The organism is Streptomyces sp. GbtcB7 (genome assembly GCF_019091445.1).
GTDB classification, from domain to species: domain Bacteria; phylum Actinomycetota; class Actinomycetes; order Streptomycetales; family Streptomycetaceae; genus Streptomyces; species Streptomyces mirabilis.
Window position 1 is genome coordinate 80,906 of sequence record NZ_JAGXJM010000014.1, and the last position, 21,815, is coordinate 102,720.

General features: G+C 70.8%; 15 protein-coding genes. 13 read left to right on the forward strand and 2 right to left on the reverse strand.

The annotated features are described in order from the left end of the window. Nucleotides 1-14: 14 nt before the first annotated feature. The 7 genes from gatB to KVT44_RS23445 all read left to right on the forward strand — a co-directional run bounded on the left by gatB (nt 15) and on the right by KVT44_RS23445 (nt 9,094). Nucleotides 15-1,532 (forward strand): Asp-tRNA(Asn)/Glu-tRNA(Gln) amidotransferase subunit GatB, encoded by a 1,518-nt coding sequence (gatB, locus tag KVT44_RS23415; RefSeq protein ID WP_060901245.1) that lies wholly within the window; start codon nt 15-17, stop codon nt 1,530-1,532. A gap of 245 nt (nt 1,533-1,777) precedes the next feature. Beyond that, nucleotides 1,778-4,033, forward strand: a complete 2,256-nt coding sequence (locus tag KVT44_RS23420) for an MMPL family transporter (RefSeq protein WP_217568378.1) — start codon at nt 1,778-1,780, stop codon at nt 4,031-4,033. Next, a complete protein-coding gene (locus tag KVT44_RS23425; protein ID WP_054234584.1) occupies nt 4,011-4,577 on the forward strand; it encodes a GNAT family N-acetyltransferase in 567 nt (188 codons plus the stop codon). The genes KVT44_RS23420 and KVT44_RS23425 overlap by 23 nt, the downstream gene beginning before the upstream one ends. 64 nt (nt 4,578-4,641) lie before the next feature. Next, nucleotides 4,642-5,247 (forward strand): hypothetical protein, encoded by a 606-nt coding sequence (locus KVT44_RS23430; protein WP_217568379.1) that lies wholly within the window; start codon nt 4,642-4,644, stop codon nt 5,245-5,247. A gap of 186 nt (nt 5,248-5,433) precedes the next feature. Then, nucleotides 5,434-5,631 carry a hypothetical protein gene (locus tag KVT44_RS23435; protein ID WP_095852469.1) on the forward strand — a complete coding sequence of 66 codons (198 nt, stop codon included), beginning with the start codon at nt 5,434-5,436 and terminating at the stop codon, nt 5,629-5,631. A gap of 104 nt (nt 5,632-5,735) precedes the next feature. Then, nucleotides 5,736-8,819 carry a helix-turn-helix transcriptional regulator gene (locus tag KVT44_RS23440; RefSeq protein ID WP_217568380.1) on the forward strand — a complete coding sequence of 1,028 codons (3,084 nt, stop codon included), beginning with the start codon at nt 5,736-5,738 and terminating at the stop codon, nt 8,817-8,819. 38 nt (nt 8,820-8,857) lie between these two features. After that, nucleotides 8,858-9,094, forward strand: a complete 237-nt coding sequence (locus KVT44_RS23445; RefSeq protein ID WP_099920527.1) for a DUF6191 domain-containing protein — start codon at nt 8,858-8,860, stop codon at nt 9,092-9,094. A 10-nt stretch (nt 9,095-9,104) separates the two neighbouring features. Here the strand turns inward: KVT44_RS23445 and KVT44_RS23450 are convergent, their stop codons facing one another. Beyond that, nucleotides 9,105-10,256: a sorbosone dehydrogenase family protein gene (locus KVT44_RS23450; protein ID WP_217568381.1), complete on the reverse strand. Its 1,152-nt coding sequence runs from the start codon at nt 10,254-10,256 to the stop codon at nt 9,105-9,107. 117 nt (nt 10,257-10,373) lie between these two features. Continuing rightward, on the reverse strand, nt 10,374-11,381 hold the full coding sequence (locus tag KVT44_RS23455) for an aldo/keto reductase (RefSeq protein WP_099920525.1): 1,008 nt from the start codon (nt 11,379-11,381) through the stop codon (nt 10,374-10,376). 302 nt (nt 11,382-11,683) lie between these two features. On the opposite strand from KVT44_RS23455, the gene KVT44_RS23460 reads away from it, so the two are divergent. The 6 genes from KVT44_RS23460 to serA all read left to right on the forward strand — a co-directional run bounded on the left by KVT44_RS23460 (nt 11,684) and on the right by serA (nt 21,760). Further along, nucleotides 11,684-12,625, forward strand: coding sequence for a 2-hydroxyacid dehydrogenase (locus KVT44_RS23460; RefSeq protein ID WP_217568382.1), 942 nt, complete (start codon nt 11,684-11,686; stop codon nt 12,623-12,625). Between the two features lie 380 nt (nt 12,626-13,005). Then, nucleotides 13,006-16,089 carry a bifunctional diguanylate cyclase/phosphodiesterase gene (locus KVT44_RS23465; protein ID WP_217568383.1) on the forward strand — a complete coding sequence of 1,028 codons (3,084 nt, stop codon included), beginning with the start codon at nt 13,006-13,008 and terminating at the stop codon, nt 16,087-16,089. A 226-nt stretch (nt 16,090-16,315) separates the two neighbouring features. Further along, nucleotides 16,316-18,172, forward strand: coding sequence for an acetolactate synthase large subunit (locus tag KVT44_RS23470; RefSeq protein ID WP_075031604.1), 1,857 nt, complete (start codon nt 16,316-16,318; stop codon nt 18,170-18,172). A gap of 27 nt (nt 18,173-18,199) precedes the next feature. Then, entirely contained in the window at nt 18,200-18,730 is a 531-nt protein-coding gene (gene ilvN, locus KVT44_RS23475) for an acetolactate synthase small subunit (RefSeq protein WP_054234575.1), read from the forward strand. A gap of 115 nt (nt 18,731-18,845) precedes the next feature. Beyond that, nucleotides 18,846-19,844, forward strand: a complete 999-nt coding sequence (ilvC, locus tag KVT44_RS23480) for a ketol-acid reductoisomerase (protein WP_054234574.1) — start codon at nt 18,846-18,848, stop codon at nt 19,842-19,844. Between the two features lie 326 nt (nt 19,845-20,170). Continuing rightward, nucleotides 20,171-21,760, forward strand: coding sequence for a phosphoglycerate dehydrogenase (serA, locus tag KVT44_RS23485; protein ID WP_217568384.1), 1,590 nt, complete (start codon nt 20,171-20,173; stop codon nt 21,758-21,760). The last annotated feature ends 55 nt before the right edge of the window (nt 21,761-21,815 follow it).

Genomic DNA, 21,815 nt, shown 5'->3' on the forward strand with positions numbered 1-21,815 from the left:
GGGAAGTTTTCACCGTGACCACCACGACCGACGAGCTGGTGTCGTACGAGGACGCTCTCGCGACGTACGACCCCGTCATGGGCCTCGAAGTCCATGTCGAGCTCGGCACCAAGACCAAGATGTTCTGCGGGTGTTCCACCGAGCTGGGCGCCGCGCCCAACTCGCAGACCTGCCCGACCTGCCTCGGCATGCCCGGCTCGCTGCCCGTCGTCAACGCGACCGGCGTCGAGTCCGCCATCAAGATCGGCCTCGCGCTGCACTGCGAGATCGCCGAGTGGTGCCGCTTCGCCCGGAAGAACTACTTCTATCCGGACATGCCGAAGAACTTCCAGACCTCCCAGTACGACGAGCCGATCGCCTTCAACGGATACCTCGACGTACAGCTGGAGGACGGCGAGGTCTTCCGCGTGGAGATCGAGCGCGCCCACATGGAGGAGGACACCGGCAAGTCGCTGCACGTCGGCGGCGCCACCGGCCGAATCCACGGCGCCTCGCACTCCCTGCTCGACTACAACCGCGCGGGCATCCCCCTCATCGAGATCGTCACCAAGCCGATCGAGGGTGCGGGCGAGCGCGCTCCCGAGGTCGCCAAGGCGTACGTCGCCGAGCTGCGCGAGCTCATCAAGGCGCTCGGCGTCTCCGAGGCCCGCATGGAGCAGGGCCAGATGCGCTGCGACGTGAACCTGTCGCTGCGCCCGCACGGCCGCGAGAAGTTCGGCACGCGCTCCGAGACGAAGAACGTCAACTCGCTGCGCTCCGTGGAGCGTGCGGCCCGCTTCGAGATCCAGCGGCACGCCGCGGTTCTCAACAGCGGCGGCACGATCATCCAGGAGACCCGCCACTTCCACGAGGACACCGGGTCCACGACCTCGGGCCGCGTGAAGGAGGAGGCCGAGGACTACCGGTACTTCCCGGAGCCCGACCTCGTCCCCGTCGCCCCCTCCCGCGAGTGGGTCGAGGAGCTGCGCGCGGGGCTGCCCGAGCAGCCGCTCGCGCGTCGCAACCGCCTCCGTGAGGAGTGGGGTGTCTCGGCGCACGACATGCAGTCGATCCTGAACGCGGGTGCCATCGATCCGATCGTCGCCACGATCGAGGCCGGTGCGGACGCCGCGTCCGCCCGTAAGTGGTGGATGGGTGAACTGGCGCGCAGCGCCAACGAGTCGGGCAAGGCCCTGGAGGACCTGCCCATCACTGCGGCGCAGGTCGCCCGGGTGGCGCAGCTCGTCGCCTCCGGAGATCTGAACGACAAGCTCGCCCGCCAGGTCATCGAGGGCGTGCTCGCGGGCGAGGGAACCCCGGACGAGGTCGTCGACAAGCGCGGTCTGAAGGTCGTCTCGGACGAGGGTGCGCTGACCGCCGCCGTCGACGAGGCCATCGCCGGCAACCCGGGCGTCGCGGACAAGATCCGCGGCGGCAAGGTGGCCGCGGTCGGCGCCCTGGTCGGCGCGGTCATGAAGGCCACCCGTGGCCAGGCCGACGCGGCCCGCGTCAAGGAACTCATCCTGGAGAAGCTGGGCGTCAGCGAGGGCTGAGTACCCGTCAAGTACCCACCTGGGGGGATGCATCGGCTTCGATGCATCCCCCCAGGCGTGCCCGGGGCCCCTTGGCGCGACAGAGTTCATCGGATTGTCGTGTGAACTAACTCGCACTCTCGTGAGCAGACCCACGAATGAGATGAACGGTCGCTTCTGGCTGCAAGAGTGATGACGTATTCGTCATGCGTTCTTTGCGGGCAACTCCCGGTAAAGATCCATAAATCACTCAGGGAGCTTGTCCGTTGGCAGCCCTTGCCCGCTGGTGTGTACGGCACCGCCTCGTCACCGTTCTGCTGTGGCTGCTCGCCCTCGGCGGGGTGAGCGCCGCCGCGGCCGTCGCGGGCTCCGCGTACTCGAACAACTACGAGGCGCCCGGCACCGAATCGGGCCGCGCCGACCGGCTTCTGCAGCAGGGCTTCCCCGGTCTCGGCGGCGACAGCGACACCGTCGTCTGGCGCACCGGCCCCGGCACCGTCCGCTCCGCCGCCGTCGAACAGACCATGACCCGCGCCCTCGACGAGATCGCCGCGCTGCCCGGCGTGGCCTCCGTCGTCAGCCCCTACGAAGGGCAGGGCACGGGCCGGATCAGCGGCGACGGACGTACGGCGTACGCCACCGTCACCTTCGACGACCAGGCCGACAACCTCTCCAGGAGCGAGGCACAGGCCGTCGTCGACGCCGCCAAGGCCGCCGAGACCGACGGGCTCCAGGTGGAGTTGGGCGGCAGCGCCATCGGACTCACGGAGTCCTCCGGCGGGCACCTCGCCGAGGTCGTCGGCGTGGTCGTGGCCGCCGTGGTGCTCTTCCTCGCCTTCGGCTCGCTCGCCGCCTCCCTGCTGCCCATCGCCACCGCCCTGGTCGGTGTCGGGACGGCGTACGCCTCGATCGTGCTCCTGGGGCACGCGATGACGGTCGCCGACTTCGCGCCCATGCTGGGCATGCTGATCGGCCTCGGCGTCGGCATCGACTACGCGCTGTTCATCGTGACCCGGCACCGGCGCGGGCTGAAACGCGGGCTTGCCGTGGCCGAGGCGGCCCGCAACGCCGTCGCCACCACCGGCCGCGCGGTCGTCTTCGCGGGCGCCACCGTCTGTATCGCCCTGCTCGGCATGCTCATCCTGCGGCTCAGCTTCCTGAACGGTGTCGCGATCGCGGCCTCCTTGACCGTGGTCCTCACCGTCGCGGCCTCCGTGACCCTGCTGCCCGCCCTCCTGTCCTTCATCGGCCCGCGCGCCCTCAGCCGACGCGAGCGGCGCAGGCTGTACGAGCACGGGCCCCAGCCGGAGCTCCCCACCGGACTCGCCGCCCGCTGGTCGGTGTTCGTGGAGCGCCACCCCAAGCTGCTCGGCGCGGTCGCCGTGGTCGTCATGGCGCTGCTCGCGCTGCCCACGCTCTCCCTCCACCTCGGCACCTCCGACCAGGGCAACAACCCGAGGTCGGCGACCACCCGGCAGGCGTACGACCTCCTCGCCAAGGGCTTCGGGCCGGGCGTGAACGGGCCGCTGACCCTGGTCACCCACGTCGGCGGCGCCGAGGACAGGCTCGCCCTCGACAGCCTGGACAGCACGCTCCGGGCGACCGCCGGGATCGCCTCGGTGACCCCGGTGACGTACGACACCGGGGGCGACACCGCGTACCTCACCGTCGTCCCGGACTCCGCGCCGCAGTCCCAGAAGACCAGCGACCTCGTGGACCGGCTGCGCACCGAGGTGCTGCCACGCGTCGAGACGGGCAGCGGGCTCGACGTGCGCGTCGGCGGGGTGACGGCGAGCTACGACGACTTCGCCGCCGTCATCGTCGGCAGACTGCCCCTCTTCGTGGGCGTCGTGATCGGTCTCGGCTGTGCCCTGCTCCTGCTCGCCTTCCGTTCGCTCGGCATCCCGCTGAAGGCCGCCGTGATGAACATCGCCGCCGTGGCCGCCGCGTTCGGGGTGGTCGTCGCGATCTTCCAGTGGGGCTGGGGGAGCGAGCTGCTGGGCCTCGGCCGGGCGGGTCCGATCGAGCCCTTCCTTCCCGTGATCATGGTGTCGGTCCTCTTCGGGCTTTCCATGGACTACCAGGTCTTCCTGGTCAGCCGGATGTACGAGGAGTGGCTGGAAACCGGGGACAACCGGCGTGCCGTCCGGGTCGGGCTCGCCGAGACCAGCAGGGTGATCAACTCCGCCGCCGTCATCATGATCTCGGTCTTCCTCGCCTTCGTGCTCAGCGGCGACCGCGTGATCGCGATGTTCGGCATCGCCCTCGCCTCCGCCGTCGCTCTGGACGCCTTCGTCCTGCGCACCCTCCTGGTCCCCGCCCTCATGCATCTGCTCGGCGGCGCCAACTGGTGGCTGCCCCGCCGGCTCGACCGGTGGCTGCCGCGCATCAGCGTCGAACCGCCCGAGTGCCGCGCCGCCCATGAGAGGCTGGCCGCTGCGACGGACGCCGAGGTGGCGGACGTACTGGAGGACGAGCTGGAGAAGGAGCGGCAACGGGATGTACGCGATATCCCTGGGTGACGACGGCGCGGAACTGCGGCCCCTGGAGCCCTGGCACGCGGAGGAGTTCCTCGCGCACCTGGACCGGGGGAGGGAGTTCATCGGGCAGTACATCCCCTTCGGGTCCAAGGCCACGGACGTGCCCTCCGCGCGGGAGACACTCCAGCGGTACGCCGACATGCGCGCCGCCGACACCGGATCCCTGCACGGCCTGTGGCTGGAGGGAAAGCTCGTCGGCGGGGTGCTCTTCCTGAACTTCGACGCCGAGCACGGCAACTGCGAGGTCGGCTGCTGGCTGGAACCGGCCGGCACCGGACGCGGTCTGGTCACCCGGGCGATGCGGATCCTCATCGACTGGGCGGTCGAGGAGCGCGGGATCCATCGTGTGGAGTGGATCGCCGCCTCCGCGAACGTGCCGAGTGTGAACGGCGCCCGGCGGCTCGGGATGACCCGGGACGCGGTGCTGCGGGAGAGCTACCCCCACCGGGGTGTGCGCCTCGACATGGAGGTCTGGTCGGTACTCGCGCCCGAATGGCGGGCGGCACGCGCGCGTGAGCAACGATGATCTTGGCCGCCGCTCACAACGATCATTAAGAAACTTCTCAGACTCCGTCCGTACGGTGCGGGTCATGGGAACCAAGACAGTTGACGAAGCCGTGGACGCGAACGGCACCGAGGCAAAGAGCGACGAGGAGACCGTGAACGCCACCAAGACCGACGAGGCGCCGGACGCCGAGGTCGAGGAGACCGGCGACACCGAGGCCGAGGACGCCGAGGACCAGGACGACCTCGACGCCGAGGCCCTGGAGGGGGAGGACACCCCCGACGCCGAGAAGGGCACCCCCGGCGTCGGCCAGGGCGCCGCCGCCGTCGTCTCCGCCGGCCTTGGCGTCGTGTCCCTCACCGGCAGCTGGGTCGCCACCGTGGCCGCCGCCCGCGAGACCCTCGTCGGTCAGCTGGGGACCTCCTCGACCGCGAGTGTCGCCAAGCAGGTCAAGGAGGTCTACGGCGACGCGTGGGCGACCACCGCGCTGGTCGGCGGCCTCTTCGCGCTGGCCGCGTTGATCGTCGGCGTCGTGGTCCTGGTCCGGCCCGCCTTCGGGGCCCCCGGCAAGCCGCAGGCCGCCTGGATCAAGTCGGTCGCCTGGGCGGGCGTCTCGCTCGGCGTGATCGGCCTGGTCCTCGCCGTCGCCAAGTACTCCGACATCATTCTCGGACTGCCGTCCACCAGCTGAAACCACGGCTGGATCTCCGTACCTCTGAGGGGCCTTAGGGCCGCCGTAAGTCACTTACGGCCGCCCTAAGGCCCTTCGCGTGCCCAAGATGCGGAACTCTCCCGATGTGACGCACCCCCCTGGGAGACGAAGGTTGAGGCATCGCGGAAAGCGATGACGAAACCGACTCCTCACGAGGGACACGACATGTTCGAGTACGAGCTCCAGCAGATGCGATCCAACGAGCTGATCCGCGAGGCACAGAACCACCGCCAGGCGCAGGAAGCCCTCCGTGGCCGTCGCGCAGCCCGCCGCGCCGCCGCGCGCGAGTCCGGGCAGAACGACCCGGAGGGGCAGGCGCATAGCCCGCGTCCCCGCCGGCACCGGTTCGCCCGCGCCGCATGAGCGCGGGGGCGGGGGGCGGCCGTACGGGGGTCGGCCGCCTCCCAGCGAGCGGGGCGGCGGTCGCCCGCTCGATAATCAGTGCCGCACTGTCAGACCCCTGTGCGATGCTCGGGCCTGTGGAAACCCGGTCCGTCAGCCCGGTGTTCGTCGGTCGCACCGACGAACTCGGCGTCCTGCACGACGCGCTCGCCCGTACTGTCACTGGGGGTACCTCCCAGGCGTTGAGCACTGGGGGAGAGCCGCAGGCGTTGCTGCTCGGCGGTGAGGCCGGGGTCGGAAAGACCCGCCTGCTCGAGGAGTTCGCCACCGCGGCCGTCCGCGAGGGCGCCGTCTTCGTGAGCGGCGGCTGTGTGGAGATCGGCGCCGACGGACTGCCCTTCGCCCCGTTCTCCACCGCCCTGCGCGCCCTGCGCCGACTGCTCCCCGACGAGCTCGCCGCCGCGGCCGCCGGACAGGAGGACGAGCTGGCCCGGCTGCTGCCCGAGCTGGGCGAGGCCGGCCGCGGCGGCCGGCCCGACGAGGAGGGCATGGCCCGCCTCTTCGAGCTCACCGCCCGCCTCCTGGAGCGCGTCGCCGCCGACCGTACCGTCGTCGTCGCGCTCGAAGACCTGCACTGGGCCGACGCCTCCACCCGCCACCTGCTGGCCTACCTCTTCCGCACCCTGCGCAGCGGCCGCCTCGTCGTCATCGCCACCTACCGCGCCGACGACATCCACCGCCGCCACCCCCTGCGCCCCCTCCTGGCCGAACTCGACCGCCTCCGCACGGTCCGCCGTATCGAACTCGGCCGCTTCAGCCGCGCCGAGGTCGGCCGTCAGATCGCCGGCATCCTCGCCCACGAACCCGACCCCGCCCAGGTCGACGACATCTTCGAACGCTCCGACGGCAACGCGTTCTTCGTCGAGGAGCTCGCCGTCGCCGCCCACCAGGGCTGCCGCACCGGGCTCACCGACTCCCTGCGCGACCTGCTCCTCGTCCGCGTCGAAGGCCTCCCCGAGAGCGCCCAGCGCATCGCCCGGATCGTCGCCGAGGGCGGCTCCACCGTCGAGTACCCGCTGCTCGCCGCCGTCGCCCGGCTCGCCGAGGACGACCTCATCGAGGCGCTGCGCGTCGCCGTCGGCGCTAACATCCTGCACGTCTCACCCGGCGGCGACGGCTACCGCTTCCGCCACTCCCTGGTCCGCGAGGCCGTCAGCGACGACCTGCTCCCCGGTGAGCGCTCCCGTTTCAACCGCCGCTACGCCGAAGCCCTGGAGGCCGACCCCACGCTCGTCCCGGCCGACGAGCGCGCCACCCGCCTGGCCAGTTACTGGTACCACGCGCACGACGCGGCCAAGGCCCTCCCCGCCGTCCTCGACGCCTCCGTCGAGGCCCGCCGCCGGCACGCCCACTCCGAGCAACTCAGGCTCCTGGAGCGTGCGATGGAGCTGTGGGAGGCCACCCCCGAAGCCGTACGGGACGAGCTGCGCCCCATCGACTACGTGGAGGTCTTCCCACCCTGTGGCTGCGACCCGGCCACCACCCCCCTGCGCTACCTCGACCTGATGGCCGAGGCCGCCGTCGCGGGCCGGCTGTGCGGGGAGCGCGAGCGCGCCCTGAAGATCACCAAGCGGGCGCTGCGCGTCCTGGAGGACGAGGACGACCCCCTCCGTGCCGCCTGGTTCTGGATCCAGCGTTCCCGCCTGGTGCAGGCACAGGCCCGCGGGGACGGCTGGACGGAGCTCGCCACCGCCCAGGACCTGGTGCGCGGCCTGCCGCCGTCGGAGGTGCACGCCGAGGTGCTCTCCATGGTCGCCGCCTGGTGCATGCTGCACGAACCGGGTCCCGGCGCCCTCTCGGCCGCCGAGCGCGCCGTGGAGTACGCGCGCATGGTGGGCGCCCGGGACATCGAGCTGAACGCCCGGCTCACGCTCGGCGGCCTCATGGTCGACGCGGGCGACGTGGAGACGGGCATCGCGGAGATGTGCGAGGTCAAGGAGCGGGTGCTCCGGCACACCACGTCCATGGTCACGGGGCGCGTGCACATCAACCTGCCGTCCGCCCTGGAGTCCGTGGGCCGGTCCCGGGAAGCGGTGACGGTCCTGCGCGAGGGCATCGAACTCGCCCGTAAATCCGGTCTGTTGGACACCGAGGCCTGGGTGTGGGGCAACCTCTCGGAGTCGCTCTACGCGCTCGGCCAGTGGGACGAGGCCGTCGAGGCCGCGCGCAACGCGCTGGGTGTCGGGCTCAGCGGCAAACCGTCCGGCAGCGGTGCCATGCGCCTCGCGGATCTCGCGCTCGCCCGCGGCGACCTCGCCGAAGCGGCACGTCAACTCACCGCCGCCCGCGCCCACTTCGGCACCCACGACCCCATGCCGCAGCACTCGCTGCCCCTGGTCCGCACCGCGATCGGCATCGCCGCCGGAGAGGGACGCCTCCTCGACGCCCGCGCCGCCCTGGAGGACGCTCTCGACGCGGGCTTCCCGCCCGGCACCCAGCGCTACGGCTGGCCGCTGCTGCTCGCCGCCGCCACCGCGGAGGCCGACGCCCGCGGACTGCCCGTCGCCGAGGCGGGCCGCGCCGGGACCCTGGAGCGGCTGCGCAAGGCCGCCAAGTCCCTGGCCACCGGAGCACCCGTCTGGCTCGCCCACGAACAGTGGGTACGCGCCGAGCTCCGCCGCGCCGAGGGCACGGCCGACCCGCACGAGTGGTCCGAGGCGGTCACCGCCTTCGAACCGCTGGAGCGCCCCTACGACCTCGCCCGTGTCCGGCACCGTCTCGCCGAGTCCCTGCTGATCGCGGGCGCCGACGAGGACGACCGAGCCCGCGCCACGGAGCTTCTGCGGCTGGCCGGGGCGGCGGCCGGCCACCTCGGCGCCCGCCCGCTCGCCGACACCGTCGCGCTCCTCGCCCAGCGGGCCCGCCTCGCCCTGGGCCGCGCCCCCGAGCCGTCGGCCCCGGCTCCCGCCGACCCGGCCGAGGCCCTCGGCCTCACCAGCCGTGAGCGCGACGTCCTGCGCCTGGTCGCCGCCGGACGCAGCAACCGTCAGATCGCCGAGGAACTCTTCATCTCCCCGAAGACCGCCAGCGTCCATGTCTCGAACATCCTGGCCAAGCTGGACGTCTCGGGCCGGGGGGAGGCGGCGGCGCTGGCGCACCGACTGCGGTTGTTCCCCCAGGAGGCCCCCACTGCCCGGACGGCGGGCTGAGGCATACGCTGGCAGGGACCCGGGCCGAGGGAGGCGCCGTGTTCAACATGTTCGAGGAGCTCTTCGCACCAGGCCGCAAGCACACCGACGACGAACGCAAGCGGCTCGAACTGAGCCGCGTGGACCTGAACGACGGTGACCCGGGCCGCGGCCCCATAGACCTGACCTCCGGCAAGGTGGTCGTACGGCTGCCCAAGCGGGAGCGAGACCAGGAGCGGGAGGGCGGGCAGGGCGACACGGGGGAGGACTCCGTGTCGGAGCCGGACGAGTCCTGAGGCCGGACGCCTACTTCACCTCCAGCTCCAGAATCCTGTCGTCGCCCTTGCCGGGGCTGCCGCGGCCGTCCGTCTCGCTCGTCACGAGCCAGAGCTTGTCGCCGCCCGCCGCGACCACCGTGCGCAGCCGGCCGTACTCGCCCTTCAAGAAGGCCTGCGGGGCGGCGGCGGCCTCCGTGCCCTTCAACGGGATGCGCCACAGCCGTTGGCCGCGCAGCCCCGCCATCCAGATGGAGCCCTCGGCGTAGGCGATACCGCTCGGGGAGGCCTGGTCGGTGTGCCACTGGGCGACCGGGTTGTGGTACTTCGGGTCGTCGCTCCTGCCCTCGACCACCGGCCAGCCGTAGTTGTCGCCCGGCTTGATCTGGTTCAGCTCGTCCCAGGTGTCCTGACCGAACTCGGACGCCCACAACCGCTGCTTGTCGTCCCAGGCGAGGCCCTGCACATTGCGATGGCCGTACGAGTAGACCACCGAGTTGTCGAAGGGGTTGCCGGGCGCCGGATCGCCGTCCGGCGTCATCCGCAGGATCTTGCCGCCGAGCGCCTTCGTGTCCTGGGCCTGCCCCCGGTCACCCGTCTCGCCCGCCCCCGCGTACAGCATCCGGTCGGGACCGAAGGCGATCCGCCCACCGTTGTGGATCATCCCCTTGGGGATGCCCTTGAAGATCGTGTCCGGCGCCCCGAGCTGCTCCCCGGACGGCTTCTTCCCGTCGTACAGCATGCGGACGATGCGGTTGTCCGAGGCCGTCGTGAAGTACGCGTAGATCATGTGGTCGGAGGCGTACGCGGGGGAGAGCGCGATGCCGAGGAGGCCGCCCTCGCCGGCGGGGGCCACGCCGGGCACCTGGCCCAGTTCGGTCTTCTTGCCGGTCTTCTCGTCGACCCGTGTGATCGTCCCCTCGTCCCGCGAGGACACCAGCAGGCCACCCTCCGGCAACGGCGCCAGGCCCCAGGGCGACTTGAGGTCCTCGGTGACGGTGCGCACCACGTTCACCGAGCCCTTGGCGGGCGCGGCCGTCTCGGTGGCCCGCGGGGCGGACGACGCCCCCGTCCCCGTACCGCTCGACGACGGGCTCAGGCCGCCGATCGGCGCCCCTCCTCCACCGCCGGAGGAACAGCCGGCCGTCACCACCAGCGCTGCCGCGGCCAACACGGCCTTCATCACTCGACGTTGCACGATCAGAGGTCCCTTCGACGCGGCGGTCCTACTGTTCATACACCGCGCGAGTCCCGGGGGTTCCCGAACCGGAACACCCGGTCCCTCCGGGGCGGGGCGGCCTCAGTCCCAGGATCCCCGTGCCCCCGGCAGCGCCGCCACCTCCGCCAGGTCCTCCGCCGTCAGCCGCAGCCCCGCCGCTCCGGCGTTCTCCGTGACCCACCGCTCCCGCTTGGCCCCCGGTACCGGGACCACGTGCGGCCCCTGGGCCAGCACCCAGGCCAGCGCCACCTGGGCCGGCGTGACCGTGTTCCCGAGCAGGCCGTGGCGCCGGGCGATGCGCCGCAGCCCGACGACGATGGGCTGGTTCGCGGCCATCATCTCGGCCGTGAAGCGGGGGTGGCGGGCACGCAGGTCATCGGGTTCGAACCCCTCGCCGGGGGTGAGCGTGCCGGACAGGAAGCCGTTGCCCAGGGGCATCGCCGCCAGGAAGCCCACCCCGCGCGCCGCGCACCACGGCAGCAGCGCGTCCAGCGCCTCCGTCGACCACACCGACAGCTCCGCCTCCACCGCGCTCACCGGGAAGACCTGCTGTACCCGCTCCAGTTGCCGAATCGTTCCGTCGTGCAGCCGCGCCCCCGCACGACGGGCGGACCTGGCGCCCACCGCGCACAGCCCGAGCGAGCGCACCTTTCCGGCCGACACCAGGTCGGCCATCGCGCCCCACGTCTCCTCGACCGGAACCTCCGGGTCCGCGCGGTGCAGTTGGTACAGGTCGATCACATCGGTCTGGAGGCGGCGCAGCGAAGCGTCGCACGCCCGCCGCACATAGCCGGGGCGCCCATTGGCCACGATGTGCTGCTCGCCCACCAGCAGCCCCACCTTCGTCGACACGAAGGCCTCGGAGCGCCGCTCCTTCAACACCCGCCCCACCAACAGCTCGTTGGTGAAGGGCCCGTACATGTCGGCCGTGTCGAGCAGCGTCGACCCCCGGTCGAGCGCCGCGTGCACCGCGCGCAGCGACTCCTCACCGCGCTGTCGCGAACAGGTGTACGCCCAGCTCATCGGCATGCACCCGAGCCCGATCGCCCCCACATCGAGCGTTGCCGCGCCGATCGTCCTGCGCTCCACCTGGCCCTGACCCTCCTTCTTCCGGCACCCCAACCTAGGGCCTGTCCGGTGGATCATGCCGCAGACGCGGGGCTTGGCACGCACATCTGCGGCGTTGTCGTCGACAGCCGACTCCCCCAAGCTCTCGGCTTCGCTCGAGCAGGGGGGACCCCCATCGCGTCGACGCCCTCCTCCGCCTTGCAGCTGCACGCACCAAGCCCCGCTCGCCAGCGTCGATGAGGCACCGCTCGTTTCCTGCGGCCTGATCCGCCGGACAGGCCCTAACCTCTGCGCGACCGGGCGCCTGGCATAGCCTCCTGACCATGACTTCCGATGTGTGGCTTCCCTTTCACGCCGACGAGATCGAGGGCCTCCCCGAGGGCCTGAGCTACCGCTTCTGGGACGGCGACCAGGAGTTTCCCGCGGATCCCGCGGACTGCGAGTTCTACGTCGTCCCCTATATGAAGGCGCCCGGCGTCGGGCAGCGGCCGCTGCCCGAAATGACCTCCGTGCGGGTCGTGCAGACGCTCTCCGCCGGGGTCGACCACGTCTTGCAGGGCGTGCAGTCCCTGCCCCCGGGCGTGCAGTTGTGCAACGCACGCGGAGTGCACGAGGCGAGCACCGCCGAGCTCGCGCTCACGCTGATCCTCGCCTCGCTGCGGGGCGTCCCCGACTTCGTACGGGCGCAGGACAAGGGGGAGTGGCACTCCGGATTCCACCCGGCGCTGGCCGACAAGTCCGTACTGATCGTGGGCTACGGCTCGATCGGATCCGCGATCGAAGACCGGCTCACACCCTTCGAAGTAGCGCGGGTGGCGCGCGTCGCGCGCTCCGAGCGCACCTCGGCGCGCGGTCCGGTGCACCCACTCACGGAACTGCCCGCACTGCTCCCCGAGGCCGACATCGTGGTGCTCGCCACGCCCCTCACCGACAGCACACGGGGCCTGGTGAACGCCGAGTTCCTGGCCCGGATGAAGGACGGCGCACTGCTGGTGAACGTCGCCCGCGGGCCCGTCGTCGACACCAAGGCGCTGCTCGCCGAGCTGGACAGCGGGCGCCTCACCGCGGCCCTCGACGTCACCGATCCGGAGCCGCTGCCCCAGGGACATCCCTTGTGGCAGACGCCCGGCGTACTCATCAGCCCCCATGTCGGCGGCCCCACCTCCGCGTTCCTGCCGCGCGCCAAGCGGCTTCTGACCGCGCAGTTGAATCGTTTCGTGAACCGGGAACCCCTGGGCAACGTGGTCCTTACGACGGGCGCGTAGCCAGCTTCGGACACCCTCCGCAGTCCGGCGAATGCGGGCGGTGTCCGCGCCGCCGCTGATCGTCACGGAGCGTAGAGGCACTATGTCCCTGAGTGACGAGACTGGTGTATCGTCCCGACAGGGGCTGCGCCGCGCACCGTTCGGCGCCGGGGATGGACATTCGGACTGCGAGGGGGGCGACGGGCGATGCACGGCCTATGGACCAACGATCCGACGCGGCGGGACCGCCGACGACCCTGGCGCGCGGCCACGCGCAGACGCGGCCACGGCGGCCATGGTGGTCACGGTGGCCATCACCACCGCGGGCACAGCGGCCGCAGAAGGCATGCGCACCCAGCGCACACGGGCCAGCGGGACCCCGCGTGGACCGGGTGGGCCCGGTGAGCTCCCCCGGGGCGCTGCTGTCCCGGCGGCCGTTGTACGGCGGTGGGACGGGCCTGATTCCGCAACTCGTGCTGGCCCTGGTGTGCGCGGGCTACGCCTTCGGTTCCGCGCTCGGCTGGGGCTCCGCGAGCCTCGCGCTGTTCATGGGCGACTTCGGGCTGAGCGCCGCCGCGGGCACCGCCGCGGTCTCCTGCTTCCTCTACGCCCGCAGCCGCCGCAGCCGCTTTCGACCCGCGTGGCTGCTGTTCGCGCTCTCCTCCACCATGGCCTCGCTGGGCAACGGAGTCTGGGGGTGGTACGAGGTCGTCCTCGACCGCCAGGTCCCGAGTCCCAGCTACGCCGATCTCTTCTTCCTCTGTTTCGCTCCGCCCGCCATCGTAGGACTGCTCGTGCTAGCCAAGAGGCCCGTGACCAAGGCGGGTTGGGTCTGCCTGGCGCTCGACTCCTGGCTGATCGGCGGTTCCCTGCTCACGCTGTCCTGGAGCCTCGCGCTCGCCCAGGCGGCGAAGTTCGACGGGCCGAGCGTCGCGCACACCGCGCTCTCGCTGGCGTACCCGCTGCTGGACATCGCCCTGGTCAGCATGGTGCTCGCGCTGCACTTCAGGCGCTCGTCGGTGAACCGCTCGGCGGTGAACACCGCGATCGGCGCGCTCGCCCTGACCGTGATGTGCGACGCCCTGTTCACCTCGCCCCTCCTGCACAACACCTACCACTCCGGGCAGCTCCTCGACGCGGGCTGGTTCGCCGGGTCACTGCTCCTCGCGTACGCGCCGTGGGTCGGTCCCCGGCTCGGACAGCCGGCCGCCGACGGTCACGGCACGGAGGAGCCCCGTAGGGACGGGCACGCGCGCGTGGTGCACGAGCACATCCCGGGGCCCCGCCAGGGCGGACCAGGGATCACCCAGGGATCTCAGGATTCTCAGGGATCTCAAGGGCATCAGGGATCACAGGGATCACAGGGATCACAGGGATCACAGGGATCACAGGGATCACAGGGATCACAGGGATCACAGGGGTCTCAGGACGGTGGCCACAACCGGTACCCGACCACCCGTCCGATCGCCGGATCACTGGCCGCACTCACGCCCTACCTGGCCGCCGCCGTGTGCACGCTGGGCATTCTCTACAACGTCCTGAACGGCCGCAGCGTCGACCGCGTCGTGCTCATCACGGCCGGCCTCGTCGTACTCGCCCTCGTGGTGCGCCAGGGCATCATGCTGCTCGACAACATCACCCTCACCCAGGAGCTGGCCCAGCAGGAGAACCACTTCCGCTCCCTGGTGCAGGGCTCCAGCGACGTCATCATGATCGCCGCACCGAACGGCATCCTGCGGTACGTCAGCCCGGCCGCCGCCGGGGTCTACGGCCGCAACGCCGAGGAGCTCGTCGGCTCCGAGCTCGCCTCCCTCATCCACCCCGAGGACCTCGGCTGCGTGGTGCACGAGGTGCGCCGCTTCCTGGCCGCCAGCCACCTGGAGGAGCCCACCACCCGCATCGAGTGCCGCTTCAAGTCCGGCGACGGCGGCTGGCTCAATGTGGAGTCCACCGTCAACCGACACCACGGCGGCCTCATCTTCAACAGCCGTGACGTGACCGAGCGGGTCCGGCTCCAGGCGCAGCTCCAGCACAACGCCGAACACGATCCGCTCACCGACCTGCCTAACCGCGCGCTGTTCACCCGGCGTGTTCAGCAGGCCCTGTCCGGCCGCCGCTCCACCGACCGCGGCGCCGCCCTGCGCGGCACGGCCGTCCTCTTCATCGACCTCGACGGTTTCAAGGCCGTCAACGACACGATCGGGCACCAGGCCGGCGACGAGCTCCTCGTCCAGGCCGCCCGCAGACTCCAGGACTCGGTGCGGCAGGGCGACACCGCCGCCCGCCTCGGCGGCGACGAGTTCGCGGCGCTCATCGTCGGCGACGGCAGCCGCGACCGGGGCGCGCGCGAACAGCAGATCCTGGAGCTCGCCGACCGGCTGCGGATCAAGCTCTCCCAGCCGTACGCCATCGGCGGCAACGATGTCCGCGTCGCCGCGTCCATCGGCGTCGGCTTCGCCGAACCGGGCCTGGGAGCGGGCGAGTTGCTGCGCAACGCCGACCTCGCCATGTACCGGGCCAAGGCGGCCGGAAAGGGCCGCGTCGAGCTGTACGCGCCCCAGATGCAGCAGGACGTCGTACGGAAAGCGGAGCTGGCCACCCGGCTGCGCTCCGCACTCCAGGACGGCGAGTTCGCACTGCTCCACCAGCCCGTGGTCTGCCTCGGGAACGGCCGGATCGTGACGGTCACCGCCCAGGCCCGCTGGCGTTCCTCCCAAGGGGTGCTCTTCACTCCGGCGGAGTTCCTGCGCGTCGCCGAGGACAGCGACAAGACCGCCGAGCTGGGCCGATGGATGCTCGAGGAGGCGGTCGAGCAGGCCGCCGAGCGGGCCGTCGCGGGTGTCGCGGTGCCCGTCGCCGTGCGGATGAGCGCCCGGCGTCTGCTGGACCGCTCGATGCCTCTCGGCTCCGTGGAGGCCCTGCTGACCCGGCACGGGCTCGCCTCCGGCTCCCTGATCGTCGAGCTGGCCGACACCGACCCCAGGGTCTCCCTGGACGAGCTGGAGCGGCGACTGAACGCGCTGCGGCGGCTCGGCGTCCGGATCGCCCTGGACGGATTCGGCAGTGGCTACGCGGCCATCACGACGCTCAGAAGGCTGCCCGTCGACGTACTGAAGCTCGACCGGGGCCTCGTGGAGGGTGTCGTCGAGTCCGCCCGGCTGCACAAGATCACCAGCGGGCTGCTGAGGATCGCCACCGACCTCGGGCTGCAGTCCGTGGCCGACGGTGTGGACCTGCCCGAGCAGGTCGTCGCCCTGCGCGCGATGGGCTGCACGCACGGACAGGGCATGGCCTTCTCCGGCCCGCTCGACGAGTACCGGCTGCGCAGAGCGCTGTCCTGCGGCCACTACCCGGTGCCGCACGGCCCGGCCGAGCCCGCGTTCGCGGGCGGCGGCGCGGGGGTGTATACGAGTGGTGTGCCCGCAGTCTTCGGGGGCGGTACGGCCCTCCGCTCACATAATGAGACTCCCGTCCCACCCACTTGACAGTCAGTGCGTGCCGGGGGGAGGGTCAATGCCATGCGCACCCGAATTCTCGTACTTGGAAAGCGCGTCGGCTGAAGCTGGTGACCACCGGACGGACCCGGAACACCCAGCGACCGCACCCGGCGCGCTCCCCTCGCTTGCCTCACGGCACGAGGGGTTTTTTGTTGCACAGGCACCAGTCGTACATCGCACAAAACTCGCAAAAACCCTCAGCATCGAGAAGAGAATGCCGATGACCGAGCAGGCCACCGGGGCCCATCACCCGCAGCCGCGGCCCCGTTCCGGAGGACAGCAGTCCGCCCCCGAGCACGTCACGGGAGCGCAGTCCCTCATCCGCTCGCTTGAGGAGGTCGGGGCCGAGACGGTATTCGGCATTCCCGGCGGCGCGATCCTTCCGGCGTACGACCCGCTGATGGACTCCACGCGTGTGCGGCACGTGCTCGTGCGGCACGAGCAGGGCGCGGGTCACGCGGCCACCGGTTACGCGCAGGCCACCGGCAAGGTCGGCGTCTGCATGGCGACCAGCGGCCCGGGTGCCACCAACCTGGTGACGCCGATCGCGGACGCGCACATGGACTCGGTGCCGCTCGTGGCGATCACCGGGCAGGTCGCGTCCAAGGCGATCGGCACGGACGCCTTCCAGGAGGCGGACATCGTCGGCATCACCATGCCGATCACCAAGCACAACTTCCTGGTGACCAAGGCCGAGGACATCCCGAGGACGATCGCGGAGGCCTTCCACATCGCCTCCACCGGACGCCCGGGCCCCGTCCTCGTCGACATCGCCAAGGACGCCCTCCAGGCGCAGACCACCTTCCAGTGGCCGCCCACCCAGGACCTGCCCGGCTACCGCCCGGTGACCAAGCCGCACGCCAAGCAGATCCGCGAGGCCGCCAAGCTGATCACCCAGGCCAAGCGGCCCGTCCTCTACGTCGGCGGCGGCGTCCTCAAGGCCAAGGCCACCGCCGAGCTGAAGGTCCTCGCAGAACTCACCGGAGCGCCCGTCACCACCACCCTGATGGCGCTCGGCGCATTCCCCGACAGCCACCCGCTGCACGTGGGAATGCCGGGCATGCACGGTGCGGTCACCGCCGTCACCGCGCTGCAGAAGGCCGACCTGATCGTCGCCCTCGGAGCCCGCTTCGACGACCGCGTCACCGGCAAGCTGGACAGCTTCGCCCCGTACGCCAAGATCGTCCACGCCGACATCGACCCGGCCGAGATCGGCAAGAACCGCGCCGCGGACGTGCCGATCGTCGGTGACGCCCGCGAGGTCATCGCCGACCTGGTCCAGGCCGTGCAGAAGGAGCACAGCGAGGGCCACGCCGGCGACTACGCCGCCTGGTGGAAGGACCTCAACCGCTGGCGCGAGACCTACCCGCTGGGCTACGAGCAGCCGGACAACGGCTCCCTGTCCCCGCAGCAGGTCATCGAGCGCATCGGACAGCTCGCCCCCGAGGGCACCATCTTCGCGGCGGGCGTCGGCCAGCACCAGATGTGGGCCGCGCACTACGTCCAGTACGAGCAGCCCGCGACCTGGCTGAACTCCGGCGGCGCCGGAACGATGGGCTACGCGGTCCCGGCCGCGATGGGCGCCAAGGCCGGTCAGCCGGGCAGGACGGTCTGGGCGATCGACGGTGACGGCTGCTTCCAGATGACCAATCAGGAGCTCACCACCTGCGCCCTGAACAACATCCCGATCAAGGTCGCCATCATCAACAACGGCGCCCTCGGGATGGTCCGCCAGTGGCAGACCCTCTTCTACAACCAGCGCTACTCCAACACCGTGCTGCACTCCGGCCCGGACGCGGACGGCAAGCAGCCGAGCGCCGGCACCCGCGTCCCCGACTTCGTGAAGCTGTCGGAGGCCATGGGCTGCCACGCGATCCGCTGCGAGTCCCCCGAGGACCTCGACAAGGTCATCGCGGAGGCGAACTCGATCAACGACCGCCCCGTCGTGGTCGACTTCATCGTGCACGAGGACGCCATGGTGTGGCCGATGGTCGCCGCCGGCACCTCGAACGACGAGATCATGGCCGCCCGGGACGTCCGCCCCGACTTCGGCGACAACGAAGACGACTGAGACCGAGAGAGAGCCGAGTCCACCACCATGAGCACCAAGCACACCCTCTCCGTCCTCGTCGAGAACAAGCCGGGTGTCCTCGCCCGGATCACCGCCCTGTTCTCCCGCCGCGGCTTCAACATCGACTCGCTCGCCGTCGGTGTCACCGAGCATCCCGACATCTCGCGCATCACCATCGTGGTGAACGTGATCGAGGCGCTGCCGCTCGAACAGGTCACCAAGCAGCTCAACAAGCTCGTCAACGTGCTGAAGATCGTCGAACTGGAACCCGGCTCGGCGGTGCAGCGCGAACTCGTTCTGGTGAAGGTGCGCGCCGACAACGAGACGCGCTCCCAGATCGTCGAGATCGTCCAGCTGTTCCGCGCCAAGACCGTGGACGTCTCACCGGAGGCCGTCACCATCGAGGCCACCGGCGGCAGCGACAAGCTGGAGGCCATGCTCAAGATGCTGGAGCCGTTCGGCATCAAGGAGCTCGTCCAGTCCGGCACGATCGCGATCGGACGCGGGGCGCGTTCGATCACGGACCGCTCGCTTCGCGCGCTCGACCGATCAGCCTGATCCTTGGTAGGGGCGGTCGGCGATCACCGACCGCCCGTATACCGAGACCCGAAAACTTCCCTTCCCCCGCCCGCCGTACGGTGGGACGCAACACCGCACACCAAGGAGAACCCCAGTGGCCGAGCTGTTCTACGACGACGACGCCGACCTGTCCATCATCCAGGGCCGCAAGGTCGCGGTCATCGGCTACGGCAGCCAGGGCCACGCCCACGCGCTGTCGCTGCGCGACTCGGGTGTCGACGTCCGCGTCGGTCTGCACGAGGGCTCCAAGTCCAAGGCCAAGGCCGAGGAGCAGGGCCTGCGCGTGGTGACGCCGTCGGAGGCCGCGGCCGAGGCCGACGTCATCATGATCCTGGTGCCGGACCCGATCCAGGCCCAGGTCTACGAGGAGTCCATCAAGGACAACCTGAAGGACGGCGACGCGCTGTTCTTCGGCCACGGTCTGAACATCCGCTTCGGCTTCATCAAGCCCCCGGCCGGCATCGACGTGTGCATGGTCGCCCCCAAGGGCCCGGGCCACCTGGTGCGCCGCCAGTACGAGGAGGGTCGCGGCGTTCCCTGCATCGCGGCCGTCGAGCAGGACTCCACGGGCAGCGCCTTCCCGCTCGCCCTGTCCTATGCCAAGGGCATCGGCGGCACCCGCGCGGGCGTCATCAAGACGACCTTCACGGAGGAGACCGAGACCGACCTGTTCGGTGAGCAGGCCGTTCTCTGCGGTGGCACCGCGGCGCTGGTCAAGGCGGGCTTCGAGACGCTGACCGAGGCCGGCTACCAGCCGGAGATCGCGTACTTCGAGTGCCTCCACGAGCTGAAGCTCATCGTCGACCTCATGTACGAGGGCGGCCTGGAGAAGATGCGCTGGTCGGTCTCCGAGACCGCCGAGTGGGGCGACTACGTCACCGGCCCGCGGATCATCACGGACGCCACCAAGGCCGAGATGAAGAAGGTCCTCGCGGAGATCCAGGACGGCACCTTCGCCAAGAACTGGATGGAGGAGTACCACTCCGGCCTGAAGAAGTACAACGAGTACAAGACGCAGGACGAGAACAGCCTCCTGGAGACCACCGGCAAGGAGCTCCGCAAGCTCATGTCGTGGGTCAACGACGAGGCGTAAGCCGTACGGCCGAGGGGCCGGAGCATCCGCTCCGGCCCCTTCGGCCAACCCTGGGTAACGCCCGTGAGCGCGACGTTGTCCACCCCGTCCAGCCACGGACGGGTGATCCTTCCACGGAGGCGCAAGAAGGCCCCCGTAGCGGCACTACACTGCTGCACAACATACGCGTCAGGCCCACAGCGTCGTGCGTCTTCCACGCGGCTCAAGCGACCCCGAAGAAGTGAAGGCACGCCCCACGCCGCCCGGAACTTCCCCGAGGCCGCGACAACCCTCCACCGCCTGCGGCCGTCGGGACGGCCGTCCGCATTGGACCTGTGAGGACTCACGTGAGCTCGAAACCTGTCGTACTCATCGCTGAAGAGCTGTCGCCCGCGACTGTTGACGCCCTGGGCCCGGACTTCGAGATCCGGCACTGCAACGGCGCGGACCGCGCCGAGCTGCTGCCCGCGATCGCCGACGTCGACGCGATCCTGATCCGTTCGGCCACCAAGGTCGACGCGGAGGCCGTCGCCGCCGCGAAGAAGCTCAAGGTCGTCGCACGAGCCGGCGTCGGCCTGGACAACGTCGACGTCTCCGCCGCCACCAAGGCCGGCGTGATGGTCGTCAACGCCCCCACCTCGAACATCGTGACCGCGGCCGAGCTGGCCTGCGGCCTCCTCCTCGCCACCGCGCGCCACATCCCGCAGGCCAACTCGGCGCTGAAGAACGGCGAGTGGAAGCGCTCGAAGTACACCGGCGTCGAGCTCGCCGAGAAGACCCTCGGTGTCGTCGGCCTCGGCCGCATCGGCGCGCTGGTCGCCCAGCGCATGTCCGCGTTCGGCATGAAGGTCGTCGCCTACGACCCCTACGTCCAGCCTGCCCGGGCCGCGCAGATGGGCGTCAAGGTCCTCTCCCTCGACGAGCTGCTCGAGGTCTCGGACTTCATCACCGTGCACCTGCCGAAGACCCCCGAGACGGTCGGTCTCATCGGCGACGAGGCGCTGCACAAGGTCAAGCCGTCGGTGCGGATCGTCAACGCCGCGCGCGGCGGGATCGTCGACGAGGAGGCGCTGTTCTCGGCGCTCAAGGAGGGCCGCGTCGCCGGCGCCGGCCTCGACGTGTACGCGAAGGAGCCCTGCACGGACTCCCCGCTCTTCGAGCTCGACCAGGTCGTCTGCACCCCGCACCTCGGAGCCTCCACGGACGAGGCGCAGGAGAAGGCCGGTGTCTCCGTCGCCCGCTCGGTGCGCCTCGCCCTCGCCGGTGAGCTCGTCCCGGACGCGGTGAACGTGCAGGGCGGTGTCATCGCCGAGGACGTCAAGCCCGGTCTGCCGCTCGCCGAGAAGCTCGGCCGCATCTTCACCGCCCTCGCGGGCGAGGTCGCGGTCCGCCTCGACGTCGAGGTGTACGGCGAGATCACCCAGCACGACGTCAAGGTGCTCGAACTCTCCGCGCTCAAGGGCGTGTTCGAGGACGTCGTCGACGAGACGGTGTCGTACGTCAACGCCCCGCTGTTCGCGCAGGAGCGCGGCGTCGAGGTCCGTCTGACCACGAGCTCGGAGTCCCCCGACCACCGCAACGTGGTCACCGTGCGCGGCACGCTCGGCGACGGCCAGGAGGTCTCGGTCTCCGGCACGCTGGCCGGCCCCAAGCACCTGCAGAAGATCGTCGCCGTCGGTGAGTACGACGTGGACCTCGCGCTCGCCGCGCACATGGTCGTGCTGAGCTACGAGGACCGTCCCGGTGTCGTCGGCACCGTCGGCCGCATCCTCGGCGAGGCGGGCATCAACATCGCCGGCATGCAGGTCGCGCGTTCCACCGCGGGCGGCGAGGCCCTCGCGGTCCTCACCGTCGACGACACGGTCCCGCAGAACGTACTGAGCGAGGTGGCCGAGGAGATCGGCGCCACCTCGGCGCGCTCGGTGAACCTCGTCTGACCTTCGCAGTACGCGGGCGCAGTACGCGGGCCGGGGCCCGGTCACCTCAGGTGAC

Coding starts and splice junctions, on each gene's coding strand:
- KVT44_RS23425 (WP_054234584.1), top strand. CDS start 4,011: ATGTACGCGATATCCCTGGGTGACGACGGCGCGGAACTGCGGCCCCTG.
- KVT44_RS23430 (WP_217568379.1), top strand. CDS start 4,642: ATGGGAACCAAGACAGTTGACGAAGCCGTGGACGCGAACGGCACCGAG.
- KVT44_RS23435 (WP_095852469.1), top strand. CDS start 5,434: ATGTTCGAGTACGAGCTCCAGCAGATGCGATCCAACGAGCTGATCCGC.
- KVT44_RS23440 (WP_217568380.1), top strand. CDS start 5,736: ATGCTCGGGCCTGTGGAAACCCGGTCCGTCAGCCCGGTGTTCGTCGGT.
- KVT44_RS23450 (WP_217568381.1), bottom strand. CDS start 10,256: ATGAAGGCCGTGTTGGCCGCGGCAGCGCTGGTGGTGACGGCCGGCTGT.
- KVT44_RS23460 (WP_217568382.1), top strand. CDS start 11,684: ATGACTTCCGATGTGTGGCTTCCCTTTCACGCCGACGAGATCGAGGGC.
- KVT44_RS23470 (WP_075031604.1), top strand. CDS start 16,316: ATGCCGATGACCGAGCAGGCCACCGGGGCCCATCACCCGCAGCCGCGG.
- ilvN (WP_054234575.1), top strand. CDS start 18,200: ATGAGCACCAAGCACACCCTCTCCGTCCTCGTCGAGAACAAGCCGGGT.